Origin of the sequence: Corynebacterium sp. 21KM1197, from assembly GCF_033783015.1 — a bacterium.
GTDB lineage: Bacteria > Actinomycetota > Actinomycetes > Mycobacteriales > Mycobacteriaceae > Corynebacterium.
The window spans coordinates 1,591,992-1,607,670 of record NZ_CP123907.1 but is presented as its reverse complement, the minus strand read 5'-3'; the positions used below and the strand labels follow the sequence as shown (position 1 = coordinate 1,607,670).

Here is a 15,679-nt window from a genome sequence, read left to right as displayed (position 1 = left end):
GCGATCCATGTATGGTGAGGTGCATGACTTCTCTCACCTTTGACGTGCATCGCAACTCCCACCCCACCTCCGATGAGCGCCGCGCGGAGATCCTGGCTAACCCCGCTTTTGGGCAGCAGTTTACCGATCACATGGTGCGCATTGAGTGGAACCAAGAATTAGGCTGGCACGACGCACAGGTGGTGCCCTTTGGCCCCATTGAGTTATCCCCGGCCTCCTCGGTGCTGCACTACGGGCAGGCTATTTTTGAGGGAATCAAGGCCTACCGCATGCCGGACGGCTCCATCGCCACCTTCCGTCCCGAGCGCAACGCGCAGCGTATGCAGGACTCCGCGCGGCGCATGGCCATGCCGGAACTGCCGGTGGAGGATTTTCTTGAGGCGCTGCGGGTCCTCGTAGAGGTGGATCAGCAATGGGTGCCGGAGGCGGGCGGCGAGGCCGCCTTGTACCTGCGGCCCTTGATGTATGCCACGGAGGCAACCCTGGGCGTGCACCCCTCGGCCTCTTACACATTCTTGCTCATGGCCTCTCCCTCGGGGGCATACTTTAAGGGCGGGGTGAACCCGGTGAGCGTGTGGATCTCGGAGGACTACGTGCGCGCGGCCCCCGGGGGAACGGGATCCGCGAAGTTCGCGGGCAACTACGCGGCCTCCCTGCTGGCCCAGGCCCAGGCGAGCGAGAAGGGCTGCGACCAGGTGGTGTGGCTCGATGCGGTGGAGCGGGAGTACATCGAGGAAATGGGCGGCATGAACCTTATGTTTGTGTATGGTTCCGAGGATTCTCCCGAGGGCGTCACCCTGGTGACCCCGGAACTGAGCGGATCGTTCCTGCCCGGCGTAACCCGAGACTCCCTGCTGCACGTGGCCCGCGACCTGGGATACGTTACCGAGCAGCGGCGCATCTCCAAGGGGGAGTGGCGCAGGGACGCGGAATCCGGAGCGATGACGGAAACCCTGGCGTGCGGCACCGCGGCGGTGCTCACCCCGGTGGGCGTGGTGAAGTCCGCGGAGGGGGAGTTTACCGTGGGGAATAATGAGCCGGGATCGGTGACGATGAAGCTGCGCCGGAGGCTCACTGATATTCAGCGCGGGGTGGCAGAAGATACCCACGGTTGGGTGTACGGTTTGGTGCCTGCGGCAGCGGAGGGGTAGCCAGCGGGGCCGAGCCTATGCGGCGTGTCCGGCCGTGTGGCTGTGGCTGGCCGTGTGGCTGTGGCTGGCCGTGTGGCTGCGCCGGGGCGCAGCAGGGCTCTATCGGTAGCCGGGAAACCCTCGGCGGAGGCACCGGAGCACGGGGTGGGGGCGGCCGAAGCCCCGTGCTCAGCCATTGCTGATTGGGAGGGGGATGGCCAGGCGGCGTTATCGCGCCGCCGTGATTGCTTGCGCTATCGCGCGTAGAGCGTGGTGGCGGCCCGAATGAGGGGCATGGCGCTCGCAGCACCGGTGCCCATGCCCAGCGGCATGTTGAGAGCGAACAAAGGAGTTAGTCCAAGGTGCCGCACGGCGAGGAGGTGCCCGGCCTGGGGCGTTAGTTGCCCGGCCAGCATCCAATCCCTTGCACCGGGGGCGAGAGCCTGCGCGTAGCACGCGGCCACGCAGGTCACCGTGGTATCGAGCAGAATCGGGGTGCGCCGTGACGCGGATTGCGCCAGGAAGCCCACGAGGGTGATCATGGCGGGGTTGGCGAGGTGCCGCAGAATATCGGCGGCGGAACCTCGGTGATCGCGGGCGCTAAACATGAGGTCGCGGACGCGGCTTACGCGCTGGCTCCAGCGCTTATCCGAGGTGCCGTGGAAGCCCACCACAGCCACGGGCTCCTCCGAGCACAGCAGCCCCAGGAGCGCCAGCGCTTCCTCTTCGTCGCCGTGCCCTAGGGAGGCGGGTAAAACCAGATCCACGCCGCGATCAGCGTGAGCATCGGCGGTGCGGATTCCTAGGGATAGTGCCTCCTCAAAGGAGGATGGGGAAGGAGATTCCACCAGTTCCGTGGCGATCCCGGTGGCCTCGGCAAAAGCGAGGGTGGGGCCGGTACCGGCGTGGAATTGTTCCAGCAATTGCGCAGCGACGTCCCGTGGGCCCGTGGCGGTGCTCGCGGCGTCGTCAGTGATTTCCGTGGTGCCTGCGGTGTCCGCCTCGGCTCTACCTCCGCTGACCAGGACGAGTCGAGGCTCCACGATGGGACGCAGGGGGGCGTCGGCGGTGACTCCCTGCACGGAGGCGAAGAACGCGGCAACATCGCGCAACCGTCCAGCGGCTTCCACCGGGATGGGGGTGGGCAGGTGCTCGGCGCCGCCGGTGGGGGGTGCAACGGTGTTGAATAAGTTCACGGTGACCTCCGCTGATCGCTGTGAGTATGGCTATTGCTTACTGGTTTATGCGGCCCACCGTGGCCCCCAGTTCCACGCGCGGCTTGGGACTGCGCCAGCGCCGGGGCTGAGAGGCACGGGAGTAGACGTAAAAACCAAAGCCGATTCCGGCCTGCGTGGTCTCGGGGAACTCCGCGCGCACGGCTCGGTTGGCGCGCCGGGCGAGGATAATGCCCTCCACGGCGAAGAGAAGGATGATGGCCATGGAAACCAGCGACACGATGCCCGCGGCCTCGGGGAAGCCGTTGGTCACAAACATGGAGGCGAAGAGCACCAAGGCAAAGGGCATGACCCAGTTGTTGAGGAAGCGGCGGGAATCCACCCAATCGCGGGCAAAGGCGCGCTCGGGGCCCTTATCCCTGGGCAGCAGATAGCGCTCCTCGCCACGATCCATTGCCCGTTGCCTGCGCCGGGATTCCTCGCGCTCCTTGCGCTTGTAGTCCTTCCATTCCTGCTTGGACATGGAGGCCTTGAGTTCCTTGCGCTTTTGGCGCTGCTGCTGCGGGGTCGTGGGGGCCATCGACGTCCCGCGAATCACCCCGCGCTCCAACTCCACGTCCTTGCGCTTGGGCGTGGGGCGACCCTTGGGGGCGGTATATCCCTTGGGAAGCGGAGTGCTTTCCTCCTGCTGCGGCGCGGGAGCCTCGGCCGGGGCCTCCGGGGAGGCGGAATCGTTACTGTTCTGCCACGGTAATTTCACGGCTACAACTGTACAAGCCCACCGTGTCCGGCGGGAATATCGGCGGAGGTTCCCGCGTTACACTTGGCGACGTCGCCCGCCGTGCCTTGCGCGTGACCTTGATGACGCAGCAGCGGCACCGAGGGTAGGGTGATGAGAAACCCCAGCATGACAGTTCACGCAGCAAGGAGTTTATCGAGATGACTGCACCCACCAGCACCGGAGTAACGCTTTCCGACGCCGCTGCGGCCAAGGCGAAGGCGCTCTTAGATCAGGAAGGCCGCGATGATCTCTCCCTGCGCATTGCCGTGCAGCCCGGTGGCTGCGCGGGGCTGCGCTACCAGCTTTACTTTGACGACCGCACCCTGGATGGGGACAAGGCCGATGAGTTCGGTGGCGTGCGCCTGGTGATCGATAAGATGTCCGTCCCTTACCTGATGGGGGCCAAGATCGACTTCGCGGATACCATCGAGCAGCAGGGTTTTACCATCGATAACCCCAACGCCGGGGGTTCCTGCGCCTGCGGAGATTCTTTCCACTAAGCGCCTGCTTACATAGGGAGGGCGGCCCGATGTGGGTCGCCCTCCTTTTAGTGGTTCCTAGATGTCCACGGGATAATCCTTGTGCTCGATCTGGGGATCAATGCGCTTTTCCACAAAGATCCCGTGCCAGATCATAAAGGCCAGGACGGTCCACAACCGCCGGGAGTGATCGGAAATCCCATCGCGGTGTTCCTTGAGCATTTCCAGAACGGCCTGCTTATCAAAGATGTCCTCGGTCTGGGATTCGCGGATCGTATCCTGCGCCCAGCCGTGCAGTTCCTCACCGGCCAGCCAATGCCGCATGGGAACGGGGAAGCCCAACTTCTTACGGTGCAGCACGTGCGGGGGAACGATCTGCTCCATCGCCTTGCGCAGCGCATACTTGGTGGTGCCGTGCGCGATCTTGAGTTCGTGCGGGATGGACTCCGCCACGCGGAACACCTCCTTGTCCAGGAAGGGCACGCGCAATTCCAGGGAATTGGCCATGTTGATTTTATCCGCCTTGACCAAAATATCGCCGCGCATCCAGGTGAACAGGTCCAGGTGCTGCATGCGGGCCACGGGGTCCATGTGCCGGGACTGCGCATAGATGGGGGCCGTGACCTCCCGGTGATCCCAGTCCCGGGTGGCCCAGGGAATCACCCGCTGCATTTGCTCGAAGTTAAAGGAGCGGGCGTTGCCGTAGTAGCGCTCTTCCATGCTCATGGTGCCGCGCTCCAGCAGAGACTTCCCCTTCATGCCCTCGGGCAGAACGGAACCCAGGTGGCGTAGACCCTTGAGCAGGGGGGAGGGGATCTTTTCAAAGGGAGCCAGGGAGAGGGGTTCCTTGTAGATGGTGTATCCGCCAAAAAGCTCATCGGCGCCCTCGCCGGAGAGCACCACCTTGACGTGCTTGCGAGCCTCGGCCGCCACGAAGTAGAGGGGCACCAGGGAGGGATCGGCCACCGGATCATCGAGGTACCACATGATCTTGGGGAGGGCATTGGCGTATTCCTCGGGGGAAACGATTTTCACGATGTGCTTGGCCCCGATGGCCGCCGCAGACTCCGCCGCCACATCGACCTCGGAATACCCCTCGCGTTCAAAGCCGGTGGTGAAGGTAAGGAGGTCAGGGTTGTGCCGCTTGGCCAGGGTGGCGATGGCGGTGGAATCAATGCCGCCGGAGAGGAAGGACCCCACCGTGACATCGGCGCGCATGTGCTTTTCCACGCTATCTTCCAGAACGCGAGCGATCCGGTCAAAGAGCGCCTGCTCCTGGCCCTGGGGTACGGGGGAGGTGCGGAACTCGGGACGGAAATAGCGCTTGACCTCAGGCTTCTTACCGGGGGTAATGGTGGCGTGGCAGCCGGATTCGAGGCGCTGGATTCCCGCGTGCAGGGTCTCCGGCTCCGGGACGTACTGGAGATCCACGTAGTGCTCGATGGCGCGCCGGTCAAGGCTGAGGTCTAGATCCAGTGCGGAGGCCATGTCCATGATGGACTTCTTTTCCGAGGAAAAGACGGTTCCCTGGGTGGTGGTGGCCATAAAGAGCGGCTTGATGCCAAACTGATCCCTGGCCAGGAAAAGCGTGCGCTCCTGGGAATCCCACACGGCAAAGCCGAACATGCCGCGCAGGTGCTCCACCACGGCCTCGCCCCAGTGGTGATAGCCCACCACGATGGTCTCGGAATCGCCCGTGGTGTGGAAGGCGTAGCCAGCCTGTTGGAGTTCCTCGCGCAGTTCCACGTAGTTGTAGATCTCACCATTAAAGGTCAGCGTGTAGCGCTCGGGGTTGTCCTGGGGGCCCCAGCGCAACGGCTGGTGCGAGTGCTCTAGATCGACAATGGAGAGGCGATTGAAGCCTAAGACGATGTCATCGTCTGACCATGACTCGGAATCGTCAGGGCCGCGGTGACGCTGGCAGACGAGAGCGTGGGTTACGGTATCGACAAAACCAGCGGCGTTCCCGTCAGCGGACAGGAAGCCAAGAAGCCCGCACATATTCTTTGTCTACTCCTTAAACAGGTGGGGGAGGGTGAAGAAATATTATAAGTAATGATGGCATGACGCGGGGACGTGCCGCACATGGCGCTCCCCGCTACGTGGGGTGGGCATAGGCTACTGAGCGGGCGCGAAGTAGGTGTTTGAGTACGCGCGGAACCCGAGATTCTTCGGGGACTGTGCCGGGAATGGCCTTATTACTCTCCCCGAATGGGTGACAACTTTCGATGGATCTTTGGTGAGGGTTATGCCACAGTCCTGATGGGGTGGTGGGGGAGGAAAAGGGGCTAGGCCAGTAAGATTCGCCTCAAGTAGGGATAATCTGTGGTGATCCTGAGAGTTGGGGTAGAGGGGTTCAGCGTGGTTTCAGGACTCTTATCGGCTATCCTGCTGGTTAGGAATGAACCACAGTCCTCTTTGGTTGATCTTGGTTCTTGGAAGCTGTGTGGAAGGAAAGGCAGACACACGTGGAACAGCGAAATCGAGCAGGCCGCGGCCGGACGGTAGCCCTGGGGGGCATCGTTGCCGCTGCGGGTCTTGCCTTGTCTGGCTGTGACGTCGCTCCGCCGGAGGCCGTGGATCGGTTGCTGCGCATGGGTTGGCCCGAGGGAATCACCCCGGAGGCCACCGCCATGGGCAACTTCTGGGTCTGGGTCTGGGTTGCGGCGTGGATCATTGGCCTCATCATGTGGGGTCTGTTCCTCACCGCTATCTTCCGGTGGGGGGCAAAGCGCGCGGAAAAGAAGGGCGCTGGTGAGTTCCCCCGCCAGACGCAGTACAACATTCCCGTGGAGCTTGTGCTGACCACCCTGCCCATCGTGATCGTCATGGTGATCTTCTTCTTCACGGTGCAGACCCAGCAAAAGGTCACCGCGCTGGATAAGAACCCGGAAGTCACCGTGGACGTCACGGCCTTCCAGTGGAACTGGAAGTTCGGCTACGCCGAGGTGGATGGTTCCCTGATGCCGAATGGCCAGGACTATGTGGGTACCGATGAGGAGAGCCAGCGCCTGGCCGATGAGACTCGGGTGAACCCCAACGGGGATAACCCGATTCACGGTAAGTCCAAGCGCGACATGTCCTACCTGAACTACAACACGGTGGAGACCTTGGGCACCACCGAGGAGGTTCCGGTTTTGGTCCTGCCGAGCCAGACGCCGGTGGAGTTCCGCCTTGCTTCCGGCGACGTTGCCCACTCCTTCTGGATCCCCGAGTTCCTGTTCAAGCGCGATGCCTACGCTCACCCGGAGGCTAACCAGCAGCAGCGTGCTTTCCAGGTGGAAAAGATCGAGAAGGAAGGCGCCTTCGTGGGCCGCTGCGCGGAGATGTGCGGCACCTACCATGCGATGATGAACTTCGAGCTGCGTGTGGTCACCCCGGATCAGTTCCGCGACTACATGGCGTTCCGCACCGCTAACCCTGGTGCTCCGAACTCCGACGCACTCAAGGCCATCGGCGAGGAGCCCTACGCCACCAGCACGCACCCGTTCAACTCTGATCGCAATACCAGCGACGGCGATAACTTCGTGAACAATAACGCCTAAGGCGTAGGAGCTGCATCATGAAATCAAGTACCAAGATCATGTACTCGATGACCGTATTCCTGGTTGTCATGGCGGTCATCTACATTCTGGGAACCACGCACGTGCAAGACGATGGCTACCGATACGGCACCGAGTGGGCCGGAGTGGTGGGCCTGGTTCTGGCCGCTGCCTTGACCCTCATGCTCGGTGGTTACCTACACTTCACCGAGCGTCGCATGGACATCCTCCCCGAGGATTGGGAGGAGGCCGAGGTTGCGGATAAGGCCGGAACCCTGGGCTTCTTTAGCCCCAGCTCCATCTGGCCGGCGGCTATGTCCGGTGCGATCCTCGTGCTGGGTCTGGGCATTGTTTACCTGCACTGGTGGATGATTGCTCTCGGCGCGGTGTTGTTGATTTACACCACCACCAAGCTGAACCTTCAGTATGGTCAGCCGAAGGAAAAGCACTAAATATCGTATTTTAAAATACCCCACCATTATGTTTTAATGGTGGGGTATTTCTTTTATCATTTTCGTGACATGGCTCTGCGATTCGGTGGCGGTCGATAAAAAGGATGAGCGGCGGGGGTTATCCGAAAGTTTGATCATGGCGGGGTGGGGGAGTCCCTTTTTGTGAGTTATGTCTCTCTGGGGAACTGTGGGAAACCGCCGTGCGACGGCGCTTCCCGGGGGTTGTAATGCCTGGTTTTACCTGCTGTTTCCCGGGTGGCGATTTGCTGCCGCCGTGACCTGCGCGAATGACTGCGGGCGTCGGGGCTGTGGCGGGGAGAGGTGGGGTGGGTGTGGCGTGGGTCCCTGCACCGGCTGGCCTTTTGCTAAAGCCGTGCTGAAAAGCGGCGGGGGAGACGAAGTGACTTCCCGGCTTTGAGCAGTCATACTAATAGGCGTGACGAGCGCAATTTCAAACTCAGGTACGGCAGCACCGCAGCGTGTTCCGACGCTGAACCGCCCCAATATGGTCAGCGTTGGCACCATCGTGTTTCTGTCGCAGGAATTGATGTTCTTCGCCGGACTCTTCGCGATGTACTTTACGTCGCGGGCTAACGGCCAGTCTGGGGACTGGGCACACCAGGCCGGGCATCTCAGCGTGTGGTACGCGTTGATGATCACCGTGGTTCTGGTGACCTCCTCTGTGACCTCGCAGTTCGGCGTGTTTGCAGCGGAAAGGGGTGACGTATATGGGCTGCGCAAGTGGTACTCGCTGACGATCTTGCTGGGCGTAATCTTCCTCTGCCTTCAGGGGTACGAGTACGCGCACCTCATCATGGATGGGGTAACCATCTCGAACAGCGTGTTCGCTTCCGTCTTTTACATCACCACGGGCTTCCACGCCGCCCACGTGTTGGCTGGCGTGTTGGCCTTTGTGGTGATCCTGCTGCGCGTGGCTAAGTCCAAGTTCACGCCGGCGCAGGCAACGGCAGCCATGGTGGTGTCCTACTACTGGCACTTCGTCGATGTCGTCTGGATCGGTCTGTTCGTGGTCGTGTACGTGATTCAGTAGGGGAATTCGATCCAGTCTCACTGCACCTGGATCGCCCCGTGTGTTCACGACCCGCACAAAGAATAAAGGGAAATGATGGATACCAACCCAAAGAACACCGAGCGGCAGGATTCCGCCGCCTCGGGTAAGAAGGTCCGCAACCGTCGCAAGATGCGTCGGACCGCTGGCGGTGCGCTGGCTCTTACCCTCGGGCTCACGAGCGCTGGTGTGTTGGCCAGCGCACTCACTCCCGACGCCCAGACGGCCTCCGCCAGCCGCGATGATCAAGCCTTGATTCAGGAGGGTAAGGACCTCTACGACGTTGCTTGTATCACGTGCCACGGCGCGAACTTGCAGGGCGTAAAGGATCGCGGCCCCTCCCTCATCGGCGTGGGTGAAGGCTCGGTGTACTTCCAGGTGCATTCCGGCCGCATGCCGATGATGTCCAATGACGCCCAGGCGGAGCGTAAGCGTCCGCGTTACACGGAGCAGCAGGCGCTCGCTATGGCTGCATACGTGGCGGCAAACGGCGGTGGTCCGGAGATCGTGTACAACGAGGACGGCTCCATCGCCATGGAGGAGCTGCGCGGGGCTAACTATGACGGGAAGATCGATCCTGCCGATGTGGCTCGCGGCTCGGAACTCTTCCGCCTGAACTGCGCCTCCTGCCACAACTTCACCGGCCGTGGCGGCGCGCTCTCCTCCGGTAAGTACGCTCCAGTGCTTGACCCTGCCAATGAGCAGGAGATCTATCAGGCCATGCTGACCGGTCCGCAGAACATGCCGAAGTTCTCCGATCGTCAGCTTTCTGCGGACGAGAAGAAGGACATTATCGCCTTCATTAAGTCCGCCAAGGAGACGCCCAGCCCCGGTGGTTGGTCGCTGGGTGGTCTCGGCCCGGTGTCAGAGGGCTTCTTTGTGTGGTTCGTCGGCATCGTGGCGCTCATCGCCGCCGCTATCTGGATTGGAACGCGCTCATGAGTAACGCAAAGCATCACGAATATACGGAACAGCAGCTCAAGTCCATGAGCAATGAGGAACTTGCTCGCCTGGGCACTGAGCTTGATGGCGTCACTGTGGCGTACCGCAAGGAACGCTTCCCGGTGCCCAACGACCCCGCGGAAAAGCGCTCCGAGCGCGTTCTTGCCGTGTGGCTCATTCTGGCTATCGTCTCTGGTATCGGCTTCTTGGCCACGTACCTCTTCTGGCCGTGGGAGTACAAGGGCCTGGGGGACGAGGGCATGTGGATGTACACGTTCTACACCCCCATGCTTGGTCTGACCGCAGGCCTGACCATTCTGAGCCTGGGTATCTTTGTGGTTCAGTACGTGAAGTCCTTTATTCCCGAAGAGATTTCCGTGCAGAAGCGCCACGACGGCCCTTCCGATGAGATTGATCGTCGCACCGTTACCGCACTGCTGAACGATGCCTGGACGACCTCCACCCTGGGGCGTCGTAAGGCAATCCAAGGCCTGCTGGGGCTGGGTGCCGTTTTCGCTGGTCTCACGGTGGCCCTCCCGCTGGGGGGCATGGTGAAGAACCCCTGGAAGCGCCACGAGCTGAACTATAACGGTGACGGAACTCTGTGGACCTCTGGTTGGACCCTGCACGAGAATGGGGTGAAGTTGTACCTCGGCCGTGACACCGGTGCGGTGGCCGAGGAGCACAAGGGGCAGACGGGAACGCACATGACCACGGAGGGTGTTTCCCGCCTGGTGCGCATGCGTCCCGAGGATCTGGACGCCGCCGCGATGGAGACGGTGTTCCCGCTGGCGGAGGAGGATGTGAACGATGGTGATCGTTACGACCCCAAGCGCGATGTGTACACCAACCACATGCACTCCATCCACGGTCCGCGTAATGCCGTGATGTTGATTCGCCTGCGTTCCGCCGACGCCACCAAGGTGGTCGAGCGCGAGGGGCAGGAGGAGTTCCATTACGGTGACTACTACGCCTACTCGAAGATTTGCACGCACATTGGTTGCCCCACCTCTCTGTATGAGGCTCAGACCAACCGCATTCTGTGCCCCTGCCACCAGTCGCAGTTTGATGCGCTGCACTACGGCAAGCCGGTGTTCGGCCCGGCCGCCCGTGCTTTGCCGCAGCTGCCGATCACGGTGGACGAGGAAGGCTACCTCATCGCCAAGGACAACTTTGTTGAGCCCGTTGGCCCGGCATTCTGGGAGCGTAAGTCATAATGAGTAATAAACTTGCCCACATTGGCAATAACGTTGATGAGCGGTACACAGTCTCGGGCCTGCTTCGCCCGCAGATCAACAAGGTCTTTCCGACCCACTGGTCCTTCATGCTCGGTGAGATTGCTCTCTATAGCTTCATCATCCTGCTGCTGACCGGTGTGTACCTCACACTGTTCTTTGATCCCTCGATCACGAAAGTGATCTACGACGGCGCTTACCTTCCGCTCAAGGGCGTGGAGATGTCTCGCGCCTATGAAACTGCGCTGAACATCTCCTTTGAGGTGCGCGGCGGCCTGTTTGTGCGCCAGATGCACCACTGGGCCGCCCTGATGTTCATGTTCTCGATGGTGGCGCACATGCTGCGCATCTTCTTCACGGGTGCTTTCCGACGCCCCCGTGAGGCCAACTGGATCATCGGCTGCACCCTGCTCGTTTTGGGCATGGCCGAGGGCTTCCTCGGTTACTCCCTGCCGGATGACCTCCTCTCCGGCGTGGGTCTGCGCATTATGTCCGCGATCATCGTGGGTCTGCCGATCGTTGGTACCTGGCTGCACTGGCTGATCTTCGGCGGCGATTTCCCCTCCGAGATCATGCTTGATCGCTTCTACATCGCTCACGTGCTCATCATCCCGGGTATCCTCCTGGGCCTGATCGCGGCACACCTGGCCCTGGTGTGGTACCAGAAGCACACCCAGTTCCCCGGCGCCGGTCGCACGGAGCAGAACGTGGTGGGCGTGCGCATTATGCCGGTGTTCGCGGTGAAGGCAGTGGCCTTTGGCCTGCTGACCGCGGGTGTGCTCGCGCTCATGGCGGGTCTGACCACCATCAACGCGATCTGGCTGCTCGGCCCCTACAACCCCTCGCAGGTTTCCGCTGGTTCTCAGCCCGATATTTACATGCTGTGGACGGACGGTGCGGCCCGTGTTATGCCCGCTTGGGAGCTGTACCTCGGTAATTACACGATCCCGGGTGTGTTCTGGGTGGCCCTGCTGGCGGGGCTCATGGTGATCCTGCTCTTCGCCTACCCCTTCATCGAGAAGGCGATTACCGGCGATGACGCCCACCACAATCTCCTCCAGCGTCCCCGCGATGTGCCGGTGCGATCCGGCCTGGGCGCGATGGGCTTGACCTTCTTTATCCTGCTCACGCTCTCCGGTGGTAATGACCTCATCGCCTACCACTTCCAGATCTCGCTGAATGCCATGACCTGGGTTGGCCGTATTGGTCTGCTGGTGCTGCCTCCGCTGGCGTACTTCATCACGTACCGCATCTGCATTGGTTTGCAGCGTTCTGACCGCGAGGTTCTGGAGCACGGCATTGAGACGGGCATCATCAAGCAAATGCCCAACGGTGCCTTCATCGAGGTTCACCAGCCGCTTGGTGGCGTGGACGATCACGGACATGCGATTCCGTTGAAGTACTCGGGTGCCAAGGTGCCCAAGCAGCTCAACGAACTTGGCTTTGCCGATTCGGAGTCTTATGGTGTGTTCTCCGCAGATCCTGAGCACATTCAGGAGCGTAAGCGCCAGATCGCCCGCGAGAATCACCACGAGGAAGCCCAGATGTTTGAGAATCTGAACAAGGCTAATGAGGAGCGCGATCGGGATTCTGATCGCTAATCGCGTGGAGTCCTAGGCTTTCTTTGTAGAGCACCATCCCTACGCAGGGGTGGTGCTCTTGCTTATGTACCGCGTTGTTTTGCGCTGCGTCCGAGGTAGCCCCCGGGCAGCGGGGCGGCAAGGAGTCCGGGCGGGAAAGCAGCGGGAGTGGAGAAGCGGGGAAGTGGGGTGGTGAGAGGCGGTAGGGGGCCGAAGAGAGCAGTTGAGGCTGAGGGGCTGAAAAGGAGAGCAGGACGGGTAGGGGGACAATTGCTACTGAAGCAGGCCATTCCCCGCCGCGCGGAGGAGAGTAGGACGACGGGTAGGGGGACAATCCTGCTGGGGGCGCGAGGCACGAGCTTCTGAATGCCTGGTGGGTCAGTCCTCGTGCCAAGGGGACGAAGCGGACGGAGTGCGCAGGGAATGGAGTCATGGGGTGCGTTAAACCGTTTGCCGGTGTGGTCTGAGGGGTCTGTGTGGCGAGCGAAACTCGCATGTGTCAAAGGTCACATCGGGGGATCTTTGGCTTAATTATTCCTGGGAAATGCGTGGGCCGCCGAGGGGATGATTCTGCCGTGGATTTCCTATATGGTGGTGATGACCTGGGAAAAGATGGTTTGCGGCGACGGTTTGAGGGGGCAGGTTGCCGTCAAGAAAACGCTAGGGAAACTTTCAGTATCTTTTTGATAACGGTTCGGTAACGGTGCTGGATGGTGGCGGCGGTTGGACAAGGTTTGTGGCCGTTTCGTAACCTAATTGAGACATTGCAGCGGGGCGCAGCCCTGGGGCAAGTACATGAACTGAAAACTAAAGCCGAGTCTCGGCGGGAACACAGGTTCTCGTTGGGAGCCGGGGAACCACTCGCTTCTGGGGTTTACCCCTTGGAAGAGTCTGAGTTAAGAAGCCTCTTGCTCAGATGGACCGAGGGGAGGAGCCTTCCGTTTCCTCACTCGACAGCTAACCCGGTAGGCATGACAGGAAGATTTGGAGATTCATTCGTGACTAAGCACCGTCGGCAGGAGAACACCACCGCTCGCCGTTTTGCCGCCGCTTCTGCCCTCGCTGTGGGTGCCACCGTGGTGACCCCCGGTGTGGCTAACGCCGCCACCTTCACCGTTCCTAACACCGACTTCTCCGTGGACATCCCGGACTTCGGCAACGTTCCGGGCTATGACTTCGTGCAGAACTTCGGTTTTTTCGAGCAGCCCGCCCAGAGCACGGAGTTCACCCCGGCTGCGGTTTCCGAGCTGTCCACTCCTCCGGTGGGGCAAGATCAGAGCTTTGGCGTGCCCGGTTCCGCCTCCGCTTCCGTGGGGCAGAGCATCGTGGACATCGCGCGCGGCAAGATCGGTTCCCCCTACGTGTACGGCGCGGCCGGCCCCAACGCCTTCGACTGCTCCGGTTTCACCTCCTGGGTGTACTCCCAGGTGGGCAAGGCCATCCCGCGTACCTCTCAGGCCCAGGCCTCTGCGGGAACCCCGGTTGCCTATGGTGATCTTCAGCCCGGTGACATCGTGGCCTTCTACGGTGGTGCTTCCCACGTTGGTATCTACGTGGGCAACGGCATGATCATTGATGCCCTGAACTCCGGTTCCCCGGTGGCGGAGCGCCCGCTGGATATGATGCCCTTCCACTCGGCGGTGCGCTTCTAGGCGGCGCTCTCCTTAGGCGCATATGCCAGGAACTTAGCCTCGGTCCTACCCTGTGTGTGGGGCCGGGGCTTTTCTCATACTCCCGCAGAAACGGGGGCGGGGTGCTCGGGGCGGTAGAGGCCTCATTGAGGGGTAAGCGGGGAGGTCATCTTGCGCGGGCGGTCCGTGGGAAATCGCTCTGGTCCATCTCTGTGGGCGGGGAGAGCGGGCAAAAGATAACGGTGAGGCACTGTTCGGAGAGAACCAATAAAATTTTTTGATCGCTCCACTAGGCAAGAAGCCACTTTTACCGCTATAGTTCTTTTCGTTATATTTATCCCTCCTCTCATAGCCTGGAGTACACGAGTGTTCAACCCACGTCGCGCTGCTAGTTACACCCAACGTTTACTCATTGGTACTGGCACGGTTCTCGCCCTCACCGTGGGGGGAGCGTCGGTAGTGCAAGCCGATGAAACCGATGACCTTATCTCCTCGATGGAACAGCTTTCCCGCGATGCTGCCGCCAAGAATGAGGAGGTGAAGCAGCACGAGGAGGACCTGGATAAGGAGACCGAGGAGGTCGAGAAACTCCAGGAGGCCGCGGATAAGGCCCAGGAATTAGCGGACGAGGCCAAGGAAAAGTGGGAGAAGGCCAAGGAGGACTTTGAAAAGTTAGCGGGTTCTCGGTACCGCCTGTCCAACCTGAACCGCGAGGTCAGCACCCTGGGCGCGGATGATCCTCAGCACGCCATTGATCGCGCCTCCTACCTGGGCACCCTGTCCCGGAAGGCGGATACCGTGATGCGGAACCTCCGCGACACCGCCCAGGAGGCCCTGGATGCGCAGGAGGACGCCGAGGAAGAGGCGGCCACGGCCAAGTACGAGCAGGCGAAGCTGGAAGAGGCCCTCGACGTCCTGCGCGAGGAAAAAGAGGAACTTGAGGCCCAGGTGGCCGAGGTGAAGGAGCGCATTGACGCACTCACCGAGGACGAGCGCGAGCGCTGGGAGTTGAAGAACAACCCGCAGGTGGTGAACCTCGATGAGTTCACGGCGCGCCTGCGCGAGACGATCATTGAGACCGTGGAGGAGGTGACCCCGGAGGTCACCGAGGAGGAACTTTCCACCACCACGATCACGGAGATCACCGAGGAACTCAGTACTCCTTCCGCTCCCGAGGAAGAGGCGGCCCCCGAGGAAGCCGCGCCGGTGCAGGGTCCGCCCTCTCCGGCCCCGGCAACGCCCCCGAGCACGGGTAGCACCGGGAGTTCCAGCGGGTCGTCGGAATCCGCTCCTTCCGTTCCTGCGGGTTCGAGCAAGGCCGCCGGGGCCGTGCAGGCGGCGCTGTCCAAGCTGGGGGCACCCTATAGCTGGGGCGCTACCGGCCCGGACGCCTTCGACTGCTCCGGCCTGATCTACTGGGCCTACCAGCAGCAGGGCATGACTGTGCCGCGCACCTCGCAGTCGCAGCTGGCGGGCGGCACCCCGGTGAGCCGCGATCAGCTTCAGCCCGGCGACGTGGTGGGCTATTACCCCGGCGTGACCCACGTGGGCATGTACATTGGCGATGGCAAACTGGTGCACGCCTCCGACTACGGCATTCCGGTGCAGATCGTGGACGTGGATTCCATGCCGTGGGCGGGAGCGGTACGCTTCTAAGCTGCGG

The 15,679-nt window shown here is 61.6% G+C and carries 13 protein-coding genes and 1 riboswitch; of the genes, 10 read left to right on the top strand and 3 right to left on the bottom strand.

What is annotated here, in order from left to right; genetic code table 11:
- Positions 1–23: 23 nt before the first annotated feature.
- The gene (locus OLW90_RS07775; RefSeq protein WP_319649528.1) at positions 24–1,151 is read left to right on the top strand and encodes a branched-chain amino acid aminotransferase; all 1,128 of its coding nucleotides are present in this window, start codon (positions 24–26) and stop codon (positions 1,149–1,151) included.
- 233 nt (positions 1,152–1,384) lie between these two features.
- Here the strand turns inward: OLW90_RS07775 and OLW90_RS07770 are convergent, their stop codons facing one another.
- Both OLW90_RS07770 and OLW90_RS07765 read right to left on the bottom strand, forming a co-directional pair.
- Positions 1,385–2,326, bottom strand: coding sequence for a nicotinate-nucleotide--dimethylbenzimidazole phosphoribosyltransferase (locus OLW90_RS07770; RefSeq protein ID WP_319649527.1), 942 nt, complete (start codon positions 2,324–2,326; stop codon positions 1,385–1,387).
- 37 nt (positions 2,327–2,363) lie between these two features.
- The gene (locus OLW90_RS07765; protein WP_319649526.1) at positions 2,364–3,065 is read right to left on the bottom strand and encodes a DUF3043 domain-containing protein; all 702 of its coding nucleotides are present in this window, start codon (positions 3,063–3,065) and stop codon (positions 2,364–2,366) included.
- A gap of 179 nt (positions 3,066–3,244) precedes the next feature.
- Between OLW90_RS07765 and OLW90_RS07760 the strand changes: the two genes are divergently transcribed.
- Entirely contained in the window at positions 3,245–3,586 is a 342-nt protein-coding gene (locus OLW90_RS07760) for an iron-sulfur cluster assembly accessory protein (protein ID WP_319649525.1), read from the top strand.
- Between the two features lie 57 nt (positions 3,587–3,643).
- Here the strand turns inward: OLW90_RS07760 and asnB are convergent, their stop codons facing one another.
- Positions 3,644–5,566 carry an asparagine synthase (glutamine-hydrolyzing) gene (asnB, locus tag OLW90_RS07755; protein WP_319649524.1) on the bottom strand — a complete coding sequence of 641 codons (1,923 nt, stop codon included), beginning with the start codon at positions 5,564–5,566 and terminating at the stop codon, positions 3,644–3,646.
- A 467-nt stretch (positions 5,567–6,033) separates the two neighbouring features.
- Here asnB and OLW90_RS07750 point away from each other — a divergent pair, with 467 nt between their 5' ends.
- The 8 genes from OLW90_RS07750 to OLW90_RS07715 all read left to right on the top strand — a co-directional run bounded on the left by OLW90_RS07750 (position 6,034) and on the right by OLW90_RS07715 (position 15,672).
- On the top strand, positions 6,034–7,110 hold the full coding sequence (locus OLW90_RS07750; RefSeq protein ID WP_319649523.1) for a cytochrome c oxidase subunit II: 1,077 nt from the start codon (positions 6,034–6,036) through the stop codon (positions 7,108–7,110).
- 17 nt (positions 7,111–7,127) lie between these two features.
- The gene (locus OLW90_RS07745; protein ID WP_319649522.1) at positions 7,128–7,559 is read left to right on the top strand and encodes a cytochrome c oxidase subunit 4; all 432 of its coding nucleotides are present in this window, start codon (positions 7,128–7,130) and stop codon (positions 7,557–7,559) included.
- Positions 7,560–7,995: 436 nt separating this feature from the next.
- Positions 7,996–8,610 (top strand): heme-copper oxidase subunit III, encoded by a 615-nt coding sequence (locus tag OLW90_RS07740; protein WP_319649521.1) that lies wholly within the window; start codon positions 7,996–7,998, stop codon positions 8,608–8,610.
- Positions 8,611–8,682: 72 nt separating this feature from the next.
- Positions 8,683–9,570, top strand: a complete 888-nt coding sequence (locus tag OLW90_RS07735) for a cytochrome c (RefSeq protein WP_319649520.1) — start codon at positions 8,683–8,685, stop codon at positions 9,568–9,570.
- The gene (locus OLW90_RS07730; protein WP_319649519.1) at positions 9,567–10,787 is read left to right on the top strand and encodes a ubiquinol-cytochrome c reductase iron-sulfur subunit; all 1,221 of its coding nucleotides are present in this window, start codon (positions 9,567–9,569) and stop codon (positions 10,785–10,787) included. Before OLW90_RS07735 ends, OLW90_RS07730 begins: the two co-directional genes overlap by 4 nt.
- Positions 10,787–12,406 (top strand): cytochrome bc complex cytochrome b subunit, encoded by a 1,620-nt coding sequence (locus tag OLW90_RS07725; RefSeq protein ID WP_319649518.1) that lies wholly within the window; start codon positions 10,787–10,789, stop codon positions 12,404–12,406. Before OLW90_RS07730 ends, OLW90_RS07725 begins: the two co-directional genes overlap by 1 nt.
- Before the next feature lie 780 nt (positions 12,407–13,186).
- Positions 13,187–13,372, top strand: a riboswitch (cyclic di-AMP (ydaO/yuaA leader).
- 11 nt (positions 13,373–13,383) lie between these two features.
- Entirely contained in the window at positions 13,384–14,037 is a 654-nt protein-coding gene (locus OLW90_RS07720; RefSeq protein WP_319649517.1) for a C40 family peptidase, read from the top strand.
- Positions 14,038–14,475: 438 nt separating this feature from the next.
- Positions 14,476–15,672 carry an NlpC/P60 family protein gene (locus OLW90_RS07715; RefSeq protein WP_319649516.1) on the top strand — a complete coding sequence of 399 codons (1,197 nt, stop codon included), beginning with the start codon at positions 14,476–14,478 and terminating at the stop codon, positions 15,670–15,672.
- The last annotated feature ends 7 nt before the right edge of the window (positions 15,673–15,679 follow it).